The organism is Streptococcus sp. 3.1 (assembly GCF_016648915.1).
GTDB classification, from domain to species: domain Bacteria; phylum Bacillota; class Bacilli; order Lactobacillales; family Streptococcaceae; genus Streptococcus; species Streptococcus salivarius_E.
Genome location: NZ_JACLQV010000007.1, coordinates 47,467 through 61,123 on the forward strand (window position 1 = coordinate 47,467; position 13,657 = coordinate 61,123).

Here is a 13,657-nt window from a genome sequence, read left to right on the forward strand (position 1 = left end):
TATGTCAACCGTTTAGCATATTTTTTTTATTTTTTGTTATAAATCGTTGATTTTTATAGGTAAAACGTTTACTATATTATTAACAAATAGATTAGGAGATTACTAAATATGAATCTACCAACAGAAGTTCGTTACCGTCCATACGCAGATTGGACAGACGAAGAAAAAACAAAGATTAGAGAAAATGTCGCTAAATCACCTTGGCGTGCAAGTTACCATATCGAACCAGAAACAGGGCTTCTTAATGATCCAAACGGTTTTTCTTACTTTAATGGTAAGTTCCAACTTTTCTACCAAAGTTGGCCATTTGGAGCTGCTCATGGTTTGAAACAATGGGTGCATACTGAAACTGAAGATTTGGTTCACTTTACAGAAACTGGTGTCAAACTCTTGCCAGACCATGAAAATGATAGCCACGGTGCCTACTCAGGTTCTGCTTATCAAATCGGTGATAAACTCTTTATCTTCTATACTGGGAACGTTCGTGATGAAAACTGGATTCGTGACCCACGTCAAATCGGCGCTTGGATGGATAAAGACGGCAAAATCGAAAAATTCGACAAGGTTCTTATCAAACAACCTGCTGACGCTACTGGGCACTTCCGTGACCCTCAAATCTTCGATTACAAGGGACAATTCTACGCTATCGTAGGTGCTCAAAACCACGATAAACAAGGTTATATCAAACTTTACAAGGCAGTAGACAATGATGTCGAAAACTGGGTTGAGGTTGGTAATCTTGACTTTGGTGGCACTGGGTCAGAGTACATGATTGAGTGTCCTAACCTTGTCTTTGTAGATGGCAAACCTGTTCTTCTTTATAGCCCACAAGGTCTCGATAAAGCTGAACTTGACTACGGTAACATCTACCCTAACACTTATAAGATTTTCCAAGATTTCGACACAGAAAAACCTGCCCTCGTTGATGGCACACCAATTATCAACTTGGACTACGGATTTGAAGCATATGCAACTCAAGGCTTTAATACTCCAGATGGTCGTGCCCTTATTGTCAGCTGGATCGGTCTTCCAGATGTGGACTATCCAACTGACAAATACGACTACCAAGGGGCTATGAGCTTGGTTAAAGAATTGTCTATTAAAGATGGCAAACTCTACCAATATCCAGTCGAAGCCATTACAAGCTTACGTGCTAGCCAAGAAGATTTCTCTGAAAAAACGGCAACAACTAACACTTACGAGCTTGAACTTAACTTTGAAGCTAACACTCAAACAGAACTTGTCCTCTTCGCAGACCAAGAAGGAAATGGCTTGTCACTTACAGTTGATACTGAAAACGGAAAAGTTATCCTTGACCGTTCTAAAGCTGGTGAACAATATGCTACTGACTTTGGCACAAGCCGTGAATGCGCTCTTGATGCCGGTCAAGCTGCAACAGCAAACATCTTTGTAGATAACTCAATCGTTGAAATTTTCTTCAACAAAGGTGAGAAAGTCTTCACTAGTCGTGTTTTCCCAAGTACAGAACAAACTGGTATCAAAGTAACGTCAGGAAACGTTTCTGGACACTACTTCAACTTGAAATACTAAGGTGATTTATGGTCGCAAAGCTTACTGACGTTGCCGAACTGGCTGGTGTGAGCCCAACCACAGTTTCTCGCGTCATAAACAAAAAGGGCTACCTCTCACAGAAGACCATTGACAAAGTTCACGCTGCTATGCAAGAACTCAACTATAAACCTAATAATTTAGCTCGAGGTCTTCAAGGAAAGTCGGCCAAACTCGTTGGCTTGATTTTCCCAAATATTTCCAATATATTTTATGCCGAACTTATTGAACGTCTTGAGGATGAACTCTTTAAGCAAGGCTATAAAACCATTATTTGTAATAGTGAGCATGATCCTAACAAGGAGAGAGACTATTTGGAGATGCTTGCCGCCAACCAATGTGACGGCATCATCTCGTCTAGTCACAATCTTGGTATTGAGGATTATGAGAAGGTTGAAGCTCCCATCGTTGCCTTCGACCGTAATCTCGCCCCAAAGATTCCTATTGTTTCGTCTGACAACTTTGAAGGTGGCAAGTTAGCCGCAAGAGCTATGGTCAAGGCTGGCTGTCAACGCATTGTCATGATTACAGGCTATGATAATTCGGATTCTCCAACAGGACTTCGTCAACTAGGTTTTAATTATGAATTGGACAAGAAAGGTATTATTTGTCCTGTTCCAAACGATTTGTCTCTCATGCGACGAGAATTAGAAATCAAATCTATTATCTCTCGTGAAAAACCAGATGGCATCTTTGTTTCGGACGATTTAACAGCTATCTTGGTTATGAAGATAGCTAGACAATTGGGACTTTCTATCCCAGATGACCTAAAAATCATCGGTTATGACGGTACCGCCTTTATCCGTCACTTCTACCCAGAGTTAGCAACTATCCAACAACCTTTGGATGAAATTGCTAAGCTTTGTGTCGAAATTCTTCTCAAGAAAATTAAAGGCAAAACAGTTAATCGTGATTATGTACTTCCAGTGAGTCTGATTGCTGGTGGCAGTATATAAATGAAAGTCGCAAGAAATCTCCGCTTGCGACTTTTTTCTTGTTACATTTGTAGAAAAAAAGAAGTTGAAACAATGCTCAACTTCTTTTGCTTATGCTTCATCTGTCACAAACTGGCTAAGTACACCATTAATGAACTTAGCAGATGTTTCATCAGAATATTTTTTAGCGATTTCAATGATTTCGTTAATAGCTACACGTCCTGGTGTTTCTTCAAATGACGTGATTTCATAAAGTCCCAAACGAAGGAGAGTACGATCTGTCACAATCAAACGTGAGAGGCTCCAACCCTCTTTCAACTTTTCTTCAATTTGACTATCAAGTTGGGCCAACTCTTCACGGACACCTGTTACTAGGCTAAGGAGAAAGGCTGGTACATCAACTTCAGTTTCTTCGTCAATTGGCTTGTCATAAGTGTAAGCGAAATGTGCTTGTTCCAGAGCTTCTCCACCAAATTCAAGGGCAAAAAGCGTTTGAAAAGCACGCTCACGAAGGTCACGACGTGAATCTTTAAAGATATTAGTCATTCAAAAAATCCTCGTTAAACAATTCAGCCAAGTCTGGTTTTTGTGACTTTTCAGTAACAATAGATTCAACGTGAACATTGACTTCTGAAATTGCCACTTCTGCCATATCATAGACAGCTGTTTTAACAGCCTTTTGAATTTCAATTGAAACCGCTGGTACGTTAACCCCATACTGAAGTGAGACGTAGATATCAGCATTTACAGTACCATCTTCTTCTGTTCGGAGGTAAACACCACGTCCCAAGCTTGTTTTGCTGAGACTATCCGTAACATTTTTATTTTGAAGGGCGTAAACACCTTCCACTTTAGTTGCAGCGATACCTGTAATCACTTCGAGCACGCGAGGGGCAATTACAATTTCACCGATATTTTCTGTAGTCATCGCATGTTTCCTTTCCGTTAGTTTGGAAAATAAAGCCTTCAAACCAGTGGTTTGAAAGACTTAGTTGGGCTTAGGCACGTGATACGTAAGTACCTTCAGCTGTGTTGATAACCAATTTTTGACCAGCTTCGATAAAGTCTGGAACGTTAACCACAAGACCAGTTTCAAGTGTTGCAGGTTTACCTGAACCTGTAACTGTTGCACCTTTGATTGATGGTTGTGTTTCAGTAACAGTCAATTCAACAGTTGTTGGCACTTGAACACCAATAACTTCTGTTCCGTAGAATTGGATTTTTACGTCTGAGTTTTCAAGGATAAATTTCAATTCTTCTTGAACGTTGGCTACTGGGATTTCATATTGGTCATATGTTTCAGTGTTCATGAAGTATGCAGTATCATCCATTTGGTACAAGTATTGTGCTGGTACTGTTTCGATGATTGCTTGTTCAAATTTTTCTTCTGGACGATAGCTAGTATCAAAAGTTGAACCTGAACGAACATCACGCAATTTCATACGCATGATTGTGTTACCTTTACCAGGTTTGTGGTGGCTAGCTTCAAGAACTTTGATCAATTTGCCATCGTTAGTTACGAAAGTCATACCCGCACGGAGTTTACTTGCTTCAATCATTATTAAATACCTCTTTGTAAAAAATTATTATCAGTTTATTCTACCATAAATGATAGCATGGCTCAAATGTTTTATAGATTCAAGCCCAATCCTCAGGCTTTTTTCAAAGAACAAACTATTCATCCATTCCTAAGTGAACCTCTGGAACATCATGTTGCAAATAAGAAACGCCTTTTTGTTCCATCAATTCAATCGCAAAGGGATGGGGCCTATAATTAGCTTTGTATGTAATCTTAACAATACCAGCTTGCAAGAGGGCTTTGGTGCAGTTGATACAAGGAAAATGAGTCACATAAATCTCTGTATTTTTGGTAGAAATCCCCTCTTTGGCACATTGGATAAGGGCATTCATCTCTGCGTGTACCGTACGAATACAATGACCATCTTCCATATAGTGGCCTACTTCGTTACAGTTATCAGTCTCAGAAACTCCGCCGTTATAACCTGTAGCGATAATACGCTTGTCCTTGACTAAAACAGCTCCAACAAAGGCACGGTCACACGTAGAACGCTTAGAAATCAGCTCTGCATTAGCCATAAAATAATCTTGCCAAGATAAACGGTTTGGCATAAAGTATTCCTCCAAATCTTAGAGAACAATCAATTCCTTAGGCGCAAGGGTAATCAATTCACAACCATTTTCTGTGATAATGATGTCATCTTCGATACGAACACCGTATTTATCAGCCAAATAAACACCTGGCTCGTCCGTCAAGACCATACCAGCTTCGATAGTCTCATCAGAGTTACCAAAGTAAGGAATCTCGTGAATGTCAAGACCGATACCATGTCCAATACCATGTGTAAAGTAGTCACCGTACCCCGCTTCGACAATAACATCACGCGCAACCTTATCATAGTCACGACGTGTCATACCAGCCTTAGCTGCGTCAATCAAGGCCTGGTTAGAACGTAGAACGATATCATAAATTTCACGCTCCTCATCAGTGGTGTCACCAATATGGATAGTACGAGTCATATCGCTAACGTAGTGGTTGTAGTAGCAACCAAAGTCCATCGTTAAGGTTTCACCAGATTGGATAACCTTTTCTGAAGCAACCCCATGAGGCATAGCAGAACGGTAACCTGAAGCAATGATAGACTCAAAGGAAACCCCTGAAGCTCCGTACTCACGCATACGGAAATCTAGGAAGTTTGCCACTTGTAGCTCTGTTGTTTGACCGGGTTTAATGAAATCAAGCACATCTGTAAAGGCACGGTCTGAGATAGAACAAGCCTTACGGATAGTTGCCAATTCTTTTTCGTCCTTGATCATACGCAACTCTTCCATGAAGTTGCTTTGTGGTGATAAAGTGTAGCCTTCAAAAATCGCTTGAAGACCTTGATAGTAAGCAAATGATACCTGATTATCAAATCCGATTATTTCCAGTTTATCAGCCTCGATAATTTTAACAATATCCTTAAGCGGATCCTTACTTTCGATAATATCAAAGCCATGCACAGATTGTTTGGCAATGAGGGTATAACGTGAATCCGTTAAGAAGAGGCGACGATTCTTAGTAATGAAGACAGTCGCATTTGTCCCCCAGAAATCTGTTAAATAATAGATATTTTTTTGTCCTGTCACCAACAAGGCATCAAGGCCTGATTGGGCAAGTTTGGCATCAAATCGTTCAAGTCTAAGTTGCATTATGAATTACTCCTTTGGTATTTTAGGTTAATTATACCAAATTTTCAGACTTTAAAGGATTAAATTGGCATTTTAGAGTGTTTTTTTGATGTCATAAAGAAAAAGCCAGATGAAACTCTGACTTTATTAGCATTATACAAAGGCTCGCTTTTCGTAGATAGTTGGCGCAAAGAAGAGCAAAACCAGAGTCCAAGCAAACAAAACAAGGGCTTCGCGAAGACTGAAGAACTGTTGACCGCTAGTAAAAACTGCTCGCATAAAACTAAATGGCACATAAGTCATCAGCTTAGTCATGGTATCCCCTAAACTAGCCAAATAGAGGGTGAAGAAAGTCATTCCTGTTACTCCAAAATAAGCCGTTACAAAGGCTGTCAAGGTATTTTTTACAAACAAGACAAGCAAAGAGGAAACCATATAAATAAAGGCTCCATAGAGTAGGAAATCAATATAGATGTCTCTGATATAATCCCACAAAGAAAAATCTACATGCTGCACAGAATACTTGTAGAAGGCCAACTCCAAAACCAAAATAGTAGCAGCAACTATAGATAACACAAGGAAACTTAAGAGTTTTCGAAGAATAACCTCGCGTCCAGATAAGGAAGACACCCGAATCATATTAATTGTTCGATTCTGAAATTCTCGTCCAAGACTAGATACTGCTAGATAAGCAAAGACGATATCCACGATAAAGGAATAACTGGCAATAATCGCTGATGGCCCAAGGTAATCTCCCTTATAGCCATCACATAAGATTACAATTGCACCAATCAAGGCTACCAATCCAAGACAAATAAAAACACTCCTCGTCACACATTCCTGCTTTAAAAATACCGTTCTCAATTTACTTTTCATTGAATAGCACCTCACTTAATCCTTCTTTTTCATAAGTAAAAGGAATCCCCTCCCGATCCATAACCTGCTTAACAGCTGCTAATCCTTTGACTAAGATGTCATGCTTTTGTCGTTCAAAAGATAGACCATTTAATTTGAGCAGAGACATCAATGACTTCAAACTTAAATCCTCAGTATAAATCTTGTATTTGACATTATTACTGTCATCTAAGTAAATCAGCTTATGATTCTTCAACAAAAAGTTTTTCGTACAAACCTGTTCAAGGTTAGACAGGATATGACTTGAGATAATAAAGGTTAGGCCATGATTTTTAGCTAACTTTTTAATTAATGTGAGGAGACTGTTGATTCCATTAGGGTCTAGACCATTTGTAGGCTCATCAAGAAGGATGAGTTCATCTGAAGCAACTAAGGCGATAAACAAACCCACACGTTGCTTCATTCCCAAAGACAATTTGGAAGCCTTGCGTTTAAGATAGGCTGCTACCTCCAACTCGTCCTTATAACGGTCAATCAACTCATAATCCTTACTGTACAATTTACAATAAAATTTAAGGTTTGCTTCAACAGTCATGTTAGGATATAGGGCTGGAGCTTCAATCAAGGCTCCTACAGTTCTTGTTTTTAAGTCAATAATATCCTTGGGTCCTGCCAAAATACCTGAAACTAGTTTCATCAGGGTTGTCTTCCCTGCACCATTATTACCAATCAAACCGGCAATATCCCCCTTCTCTAACGTGAACGAGATATTATCCAAAACGGTTTGCTTTCCAAAACTATAGGTTAAGCCTTTCACCGCTAGCACTGTCATGTATTTACCTTTCTTTGTTTAAATAACTAGCCCAATCGCTTATGATACACGAAGAAATGACCTTAGACCAAGGCAGAGGAAATCATATTTGATAAATTCTTTTATTTCTCCAACTTAGAAAATAGTCTGTTAGATAAATTTCCCTAAAAGACTTATAAGCAGATCTGTTAGATTCCTAAAAACTTGCTTAATTTGAGACATTAGGCTAGTAACAGACCCTTCAGTATGATTAATTACATCCTTATCACTATCCTTGATAGTATCTTCAGAAGGGGACTCAGGTAAGGGATTTTCCACCTTCTCTACTACTTCTGTTCCCTCTGGTGTCTCTGTTTTCTCAGTTTCTTCCTTGAAAACAGCCTGATAAATAGCTTGGGCATCTGGAGCACTGCCAAGATAGCCAGAAACCAATTGACCATTTTTGAGACGAATGACACTTGGAGTCCCTGGAATTCCTAGCTTATCAAATAGTATTTTACGAGACTCACGGTCCAACTGATCTGAATCTGTATTGTAATAAAGAAGCTGACCATCAATCAGGGTATTGAAATCCTTCAAAACCGGAGAATTTTGACGACAATAGTAGCAGGTTGGCCGGCCAACATAAAGGATATGATCCCCGCTATCTTCAGTCAACATATTTGTGACATCACTATAAGAGACTGGCTTCAGGTTTTCAAGATTCTTTTCATAAGTTTCAACCGAGACCTCTTCGGACCTTACTTCTATCTCAACCACTCCTGTCTGTGATGATTGAGGAAGCAAATTTTCCTTTGTCTCACTAATAGATTCAACTTTCTCAGCTACCTGTTGAGAAGCTGTTTCAGAAGAAACTTCCACATTCTCTACTTCACCATTCTCAACAGAATTATTTGATAATTCGACTGTAGATTCCTTAACATCTAACTCATCCGCTGCTCCACTAAGCACCGCTAACTGGCAAGTACCTAAAACAAAACTCGCCATCAAAATAAATTGTATTTTCTTCATGTATTCTCCTTATTTGTTTACCGTGTGACATCTTACTTTTTACCAATTAACAAAAGCAATGGTACCATGACACTAATTACCATGTTCCTCTCCTTTTTCTATTTATATTAATATTTTAGCCACTAAGTCCAAGCTATGACTTCATTATAAGAGCTTAACGAAATAAAAAATAGTGACATAAATGTCACCATTCCATAAGATTAAAGACAAAAAGAAAAGGCTAAGCAATAAACTCAACCTAAGACTATAGTAATCAACAGAGAAAATCATTTCTCCTTATCCTTACTCGCTACTCTAAGCGCAAACAAAGAAAAAGCTAGTGAAAAAGTTGACCAGACGAGACAATGGTCAATAAAAGCAACACCTTCGGTGAAACTTAGTGTAGCATTTATGATCACAATAAATAGCCAGACAATCACGATAACAATGCTTAAACTTCTAATAAGATTATTCTTCTGTTTATCCATACTCCTCTTTCCCATATCTGGTGCTCATGGTAACTTCTAATCGCCATAAGGAGGTCTTCTTTTCAACCACCATTTGTTCCAACCCAATCGTTCAGGTAAGGTTTGAGGTTTAGATACAAAACCACCCCCTGTAACATTTTCTAAGGTTTCAGCATTGAGCTCTTCACCATATGCCTTAGTTCGCATTCTTATTTCTCCTTTCTTTTCAAAAATAAATACAGCAATAACCACTTGGACTATACAAAGATTTAGTCGTCTTGGAGACCAAGTGGATTTGGGTATAAGATCATTATAAGTTCCCCCTTTTCAAAAAAATAGTGACATAAATGTCACTATCACTGAAAACAAAAAGACAGACCTTTATAAGACCTGTTCTAAAACTTGTTTACTTCTACTACGGTGTTTCAGAATAAGATAAAAAATAACTTCAAAAAGAAGAAAACTAAAATAGAGCCCTAAAATATAAAGCAAAGTTTCCCATTTATCTGTTGCTGATTGAAAATGGCCGTGATGATCCACTGTACGAATGCTAATTAAAAGACAAATATCTAGAAATAAGGCTAGAAGAATACCATTAAATCCTATAAAAAAACGCTTTTTAACCATAGTCTGACTCCTGTATCTTTTTTCTTAACCATAGAATAGCAAACTCAACTTAAACCAGCCTAAAGCAAAAAAAGACTCAGAGAGCCCTTTTTTCTTTATGTCAATTTTTCTTTCAAATATTGTCCTGTGTAGCTTTCTGGAACAGCTGCTACTTCCTCTGGAGTCCCTGTAGCTACGATGGTACCCCCACCGACACCGCCTTCAGGACCCAAATCAATGATGTGGTCTGCGGTCTTGATAACATCTAGATTGTGCTCAATCACGAGAACAGTGTTGCCATCATCCGCAAAACGCTGAAGCACCTTCAAGAGACGAGCAATGTCATCTGTATGGAGACCCGTCGTCGGTTCATCCAGAATGTAGAAAGACTTCCCAGTAGATCGTTTGTGTAACTCACTAGCCAGTTTCATACGTTGAGCCTCACCCCCTGATAAGGTTGTTGCTGGTTGTCCCAGAGTCACATACCCGAGCCCCACGTCCTTGATAGTCTGAACCTTACGAGCAATCTTAGGAATAGCCGCAAAGAAGTCAACTGCGTCATCAACTGTCATATCCAGAATTTCAGCAATATTCTTCCCCTTATAACGAACTTCTAAGGTCTCAGAATTATAGCGTGTGCCATGACAAACCTCACAGGGTACATAAACATCGGGCAAGAAATGCATCTCAATCTTAATAATCCCATCACCAGAGCAGGCTTCACAACGGCCACCCTTGACATTGAAAGAGAAACGCCCCTTCTTGTAACCGCGAATCTTGGCCTCATTGGTTTGAGCAAAAAGATCACGAATATCGTCGAAGACGCCTGTATAGGTTGCAGGGTTGGAACGTGGAGTACGCCCGATTGGACTTTGGTCAATATCAATCAAACGTTCGATATGCTCGATTCCAGTCACCGATTTATGTTTCCCAGGTTTCTCGCTGTTTCGATTAAGCTCTTGGGCAATCTTTTTCTTGAGAATACCGTTAACCAAAGTTGACTTCCCAGAACCAGAAACACCTGTCACTGCGATTAATTTCCCAAGTGGAAATTTGACAGACACATTCTTAAGGTTATTTTCACTGGCTCCTTTAACCTCAATAAAACGACCATTCCCTACACGGCGTTCCAGAGGAACAGGAATTGATTTAGCACCTGACAGGTACTGACCAGTAATTGATTTTTTGTTTTTAGCCACTTCCTCTGGGGTTCCCGAGGCCATGATTTGCCCACCAAAGGCACCAGCACCAGGTCCCACATCAATAAGCCAGTCAGCCTCACGCATGGTATCTTCATCATGCTCCACCACAATCAAAGTATTGCCCAAGTCACGCATCTTTTTAAGACTTGATATCAAGCGATCATTGTCACGCTGATGAAGCCCAATAGAAGGCTCATCCAAAACATATAGGACTCCAGAAAGGTTAGAGCCAATCTGTGTCGCCAAACGGATACGCTGACTCTCACCCCCAGAAAGGGTTCCAGCCATACGAGAGAGAGTCAAATAATTAAGACCTACATTATTTAGGAAAGTCAAGCGATCCTTGATTTCCTTAACAATTGGACGGGCAATCATTCCTTCATTTTCACCTAATTCCAGGCTATCGATTTCCTGAAGATGATCTGAAATAGACAAATCAGAGATTTGACCAATATTGAGGCCATTCTCACCACCAACACGAACCGAGAGAGCTGCTTCGTTAAGACGATAGCCATGACAAGTTGGACATGACAACTCATTCATATAACCTCGCATGACATTACGAGTGAAATCACTATTGGTCTCGTGGTAGCGACGATTAATATTAGTCACAACCCCTTCAAAAGGAATGTCAATATCACGCACCCCACCAAAGTCATTAACATAATGGAAGTGGAATTCGCGGTCCCCAGATCCATAGAGGATCAAATCCTGTTCTTCTTTTTTCAGATTTTCAAATGGTGTATCCATATCCACGCCGAACTGCTCCATGGCCTGCTCAAGCATAGCTGGATAATAGTTGGATGATATAGGATTCCAAGGCGCCAGAGCACCTTCACGCAATGTTTTACTAGCATCAGGGATAACCAAATCCATATCAACTTCCAGTTTATTACCCAAACCGTCACAGGTCGGACAAGAGCCAAACGGTGCATTGAATGAAAAGAGACGCGGCTCCAACTCTGGCACTGTGAAGCCACAAACTGGACAAGAATAATGTTCTGAGTAAAGCAGCTCATTATCATCCATGGTATCCACAATCAAGTAGCCATCTGCTAAACGAAGGGCCGCCTCCACTGAATCAAAGAGACGACTACGGATACCCTCCTTATTTACCAAGCGGTCTACAACCACTTCGATATTATGCATCTTAGACTTGGACAACTCTGGCACTTCTGTGACATCGAAAATCTCACCATCTACACGAACACGAACATAACCGTCTTTCTGTACACGCTCAAAAACAGCCTTGTGTTGCCCTTTCCTACGACGAACAATTGGTGCCAAAATTTGCATACGAGTACGCTCTGGAAGGGCTAGAACCTCGTCAACAATCTGTTCCACAGAGGACGACTGAATGGCTCCATGACCATTAGGACAATAGGGGACACCCACACGTGCATAAAGGAGACGGAGATAGTCATTAATCTCCGTTGCCGTTCCGACCGTCGAACGAGGGTTTTTACTTGTTGTTTTCTGGTCAATGGAGATGGCAGGGCTCAAACCATCAATCGAGTCCACATCAGGTTTCTCCATATTACCCAAAAACTGACGGGCATAAGCCGAGAGACTTTCAACATAACGACGTTGCCCCTCTGCATAAATAGTATCAAAAGCCAAGGAAGACTTCCCAGAACCTGACAAACCCGTAACCACTACCAGTTTATCACGTGGAATCTCCACATCGATATTTTTTAAATTGTGAGCTCTTGCTCCATGAATCACTAACTTATCTTGCATATTTTTAAGAGGCCCTAGCCCAAAAGCTACGGCCACTCCTTTCTACAGACGGAGGGAAAATCCATCCCGACTTTCTCTCATATTATAACAAAATTTCAATTTATCCAGCCCAAAAATGTTTCAAATGTAGTATAATATTGGAGTGTCTAAAAAAGGCAAGGAACATCGTCCCAAGCCTCATTTGACAGCACTAAAATAGCTAAGAGCAGTGTTTATTTTACTTAAAAGCGATTGTAAAAATTCTTTTGTAATCAAGGCGCTAGCGCTTACCTAATGACAAAGGAGGGGTTCCCATTGAAACAAATGTTCTTATCCACCGGAAAAGAATTCAAAGAAATTGAAACATTCGAGCCTGGTGCTTGGATTCATTTGGTGAACCCTTCCCAAGAAGAAGCCCTGAAGGTCGCAGAACGTTTTAACATTGATATTCAAGACCTCCGTGCCCCTCTGGACGTGGAAGAAACATCACGTATCGATGTCGAAGATGACTACACCCTGATTCTGGTCGACGTCCCAACCCAAGAAGAGCGTAATAACAAAAGCTACTACGTCACTATTCCATTGGGAATCATCGTTACCGATGAGGTGGTTGTTACAACCTGTCTCGAGGACATCAGCCTCATGGACAACTTCCTCAACCACCGTGTACGTAACTTCTACACCTTTATGAAGACCCGTTTTGTCTTTCAGATCCTCTATCGCAATGCTCAACTCTACCTAACCGCCCTACGTTCTATCGACCGTCAGAGCGATAAATTGGAAGCTCAGTTGGAAAATGCGACTAAAAACGAGCACTTGATTGACATGATGGAATTGGAAAAATCCATTGTCTATCTAAAAGCCTCACTTAAGATGAATGAGCGAATTGTCAAAAAGCTAACAGGTAACGCCTCTAGCTTGAAGAAATATATCGAGGACGAGGATCTCTTGGAAGATACACTGGTCGAAACCCAACAGGCCATTGAGATGGCAGGCATCTATGAAAATGTCTTGAATGCCATGGCTGAAACCGCTGCTTCTATCATCGGCAATAACCAGAACACTATCATGAAGACACTCGCTCTCATGACTATGGCTCTGGACATCCCAACCGTTATCTTCTCCGCCTACGGCATGAACTTTAAAAATAATTCTATGCCTCTAAACGATTTAGATAACGCCTTTTGGGTTATCTTTTTCATCGCAGCCTTCGGGTCATCCTGCGTTGTTATCTACTTTATCAGGAAAAAATGGTTCTAACATAGAGCCTCTTCTTTTCCCTAAACTACAAAACTAAAAAATAATACTATTTAT

General features: G+C 40.2%; 15 protein-coding genes. 3 read left to right on the forward strand and 12 right to left on the reverse strand.

Annotated features, from left to right (window positions below; genetic code table 11):
* Positions 1 to 108: 108 nt before the first annotated feature.
* Together H7U02_RS05545 and H7U02_RS05550 are read left to right on the forward strand one after the other, a co-directional pair.
* Entirely contained in the window at positions 109 to 1,551 is a 1,443-nt protein-coding gene (locus tag H7U02_RS05545; protein WP_021143622.1) for a sucrose-6-phosphate hydrolase, read from the forward strand.
* 8 nt (positions 1,552 to 1,559) lie between these two features.
* Positions 1,560 to 2,525: a LacI family DNA-binding transcriptional regulator gene (locus tag H7U02_RS05550; protein ID WP_013991172.1), complete on the forward strand. Its 966-nt coding sequence runs from the start codon at positions 1,560 to 1,562 to the stop codon at positions 2,523 to 2,525.
* Between the two features lie 90 nt (positions 2,526 to 2,615).
* On the opposite strand, the gene nusB is transcribed toward H7U02_RS05550, so the two are convergent.
* From nusB to uvrA, 12 genes are all read right to left on the reverse strand, one after another.
* Positions 2,616 to 3,050: a transcription antitermination factor NusB gene (nusB, locus tag H7U02_RS05555; RefSeq protein ID WP_002884506.1), complete on the reverse strand. Its 435-nt coding sequence runs from the start codon at positions 3,048 to 3,050 to the stop codon at positions 2,616 to 2,618.
* Positions 3,043 to 3,432 (reverse strand): Asp23/Gls24 family envelope stress response protein, encoded by a 390-nt coding sequence (locus H7U02_RS05560; RefSeq protein WP_110981000.1) that lies wholly within the window; start codon positions 3,430 to 3,432, stop codon positions 3,043 to 3,045. Before H7U02_RS05560 ends, nusB begins: the two co-directional genes overlap by 8 nt.
* A 70-nt stretch (positions 3,433 to 3,502) precedes the next feature.
* Positions 3,503 to 4,063, reverse strand: a complete 561-nt coding sequence (efp, locus tag H7U02_RS05565) for an elongation factor P (RefSeq protein ID WP_002891830.1) — start codon at positions 4,061 to 4,063, stop codon at positions 3,503 to 3,505.
* A gap of 115 nt (positions 4,064 to 4,178) precedes the next feature.
* The gene (locus H7U02_RS05570) at positions 4,179 to 4,634 is read right to left on the reverse strand and encodes a deoxycytidylate deaminase (RefSeq protein ID WP_110981001.1); all 456 of its coding nucleotides are present in this window, start codon (positions 4,632 to 4,634) and stop codon (positions 4,179 to 4,181) included.
* A gap of 18 nt (positions 4,635 to 4,652) precedes the next feature.
* Complete coding sequence (locus H7U02_RS05575; RefSeq protein ID WP_013991173.1) at positions 4,653 to 5,714, reverse strand: M24 family metallopeptidase; 1,062 nt, start codon at positions 5,712 to 5,714, stop codon at positions 4,653 to 4,655.
* Positions 5,715 to 5,846: 132 nt separating this feature from the next.
* A complete protein-coding gene (locus H7U02_RS05580) occupies positions 5,847 to 6,569 on the reverse strand; it encodes a hypothetical protein (protein WP_225791566.1) in 723 nt (240 codons plus the stop codon).
* Positions 6,559 to 7,380: an ABC transporter ATP-binding protein gene (locus H7U02_RS05585; RefSeq protein WP_064523077.1), complete on the reverse strand. Its 822-nt coding sequence runs from the start codon at positions 7,378 to 7,380 to the stop codon at positions 6,559 to 6,561. The genes H7U02_RS05580 and H7U02_RS05585 overlap by 11 nt, the downstream gene beginning before the upstream one ends.
* 129 nt (positions 7,381 to 7,509) lie before the next feature.
* A complete protein-coding gene (locus H7U02_RS05590) occupies positions 7,510 to 8,370 on the reverse strand; it encodes a thioredoxin family protein (RefSeq protein ID WP_110981002.1) in 861 nt (286 codons plus the stop codon).
* A gap of 266 nt (positions 8,371 to 8,636) precedes the next feature.
* Entirely contained in the window at positions 8,637 to 8,837 is a 201-nt protein-coding gene (locus H7U02_RS05595) for a hypothetical protein (RefSeq protein ID WP_037602602.1), read from the reverse strand.
* A gap of 36 nt (positions 8,838 to 8,873) precedes the next feature.
* Positions 8,874 to 9,023 (reverse strand): hypothetical protein, encoded by a 150-nt coding sequence (locus H7U02_RS05600; protein WP_171966959.1) that lies wholly within the window; start codon positions 9,021 to 9,023, stop codon positions 8,874 to 8,876.
* A gap of 174 nt (positions 9,024 to 9,197) precedes the next feature.
* Positions 9,198 to 9,443 carry a DUF3923 family protein gene (locus H7U02_RS05605; RefSeq protein ID WP_107372368.1) on the reverse strand — a complete coding sequence of 82 codons (246 nt, stop codon included), beginning with the start codon at positions 9,441 to 9,443 and terminating at the stop codon, positions 9,198 to 9,200.
* A gap of 95 nt (positions 9,444 to 9,538) precedes the next feature.
* On the reverse strand, positions 9,539 to 12,364 hold the full coding sequence (uvrA, locus tag H7U02_RS05610; RefSeq protein ID WP_110981003.1) for an excinuclease ABC subunit UvrA: 2,826 nt from the start codon (positions 12,362 to 12,364) through the stop codon (positions 9,539 to 9,541).
* Between the two features lie 294 nt (positions 12,365 to 12,658).
* Here uvrA and H7U02_RS05615 point away from each other — a divergent pair, with 294 nt between their 5' ends.
* Positions 12,659 to 13,603: a magnesium transporter CorA family protein gene (locus tag H7U02_RS05615; protein WP_110981004.1), complete on the forward strand. Its 945-nt coding sequence runs from the start codon at positions 12,659 to 12,661 to the stop codon at positions 13,601 to 13,603.
* Positions 13,604 to 13,657 lie beyond the last annotated feature (54 nt).

Excerpts from the sequence above, each read along its gene's own strand:
- H7U02_RS05545 (WP_021143622.1), top strand. The coding sequence starts at position 109 with ATGAATCTACCAACAGAAGTTCGTTACCGTCCATACGCAGATTGGACA.
- H7U02_RS05550 (WP_013991172.1), top strand. The coding sequence starts at position 1,560 with ATGGTCGCAAAGCTTACTGACGTTGCCGAACTGGCTGGTGTGAGCCCA.
- nusB (WP_002884506.1), bottom strand. The coding sequence starts at position 3,050 with ATGACTAATATCTTTAAAGATTCACGTCGTGACCTTCGTGAGCGTGCT.
- H7U02_RS05560 (WP_110981000.1), bottom strand. The coding sequence starts at position 3,432 with ATGACTACAGAAAATATCGGTGAAATTGTAATTGCCCCTCGCGTGCTC.
- efp (WP_002891830.1), bottom strand. The coding sequence starts at position 4,063 with ATGATTGAAGCAAGTAAACTCCGTGCGGGTATGACTTTCGTAACTAAC.
- H7U02_RS05570 (WP_110981001.1), bottom strand. The coding sequence starts at position 4,634 with ATGCCAAACCGTTTATCTTGGCAAGATTATTTTATGGCTAATGCAGAG.
- H7U02_RS05575 (WP_013991173.1), bottom strand. The coding sequence starts at position 5,714 with ATGCAACTTAGACTTGAACGATTTGATGCCAAACTTGCCCAATCAGGC.
- H7U02_RS05580 (WP_225791566.1), bottom strand. The coding sequence starts at position 6,569 with ATGAAAAGTAAATTGAGAACGGTATTTTTAAAGCAGGAATGTGTGACG.
- H7U02_RS05585 (WP_064523077.1), bottom strand. The coding sequence starts at position 7,380 with ATGACAGTGCTAGCGGTGAAAGGCTTAACCTATAGTTTTGGAAAGCAA.
- H7U02_RS05590 (WP_110981002.1), bottom strand. The coding sequence starts at position 8,370 with ATGAAGAAAATACAATTTATTTTGATGGCGAGTTTTGTTTTAGGTACT.
- H7U02_RS05595 (WP_037602602.1), bottom strand. The coding sequence starts at position 8,837 with ATGGATAAACAGAAGAATAATCTTATTAGAAGTTTAAGCATTGTTATC.
- H7U02_RS05600 (WP_171966959.1), bottom strand. The coding sequence starts at position 9,023 with ATGCGAACTAAGGCATATGGTGAAGAGCTCAATGCTGAAACCTTAGAA.
- H7U02_RS05605 (WP_107372368.1), bottom strand. The coding sequence starts at position 9,443 with ATGGTTAAAAAGCGTTTTTTTATAGGATTTAATGGTATTCTTCTAGCC.
- uvrA (WP_110981003.1), bottom strand. The coding sequence starts at position 12,364 with ATGCAAGATAAGTTAGTGATTCATGGAGCAAGAGCTCACAATTTAAAA.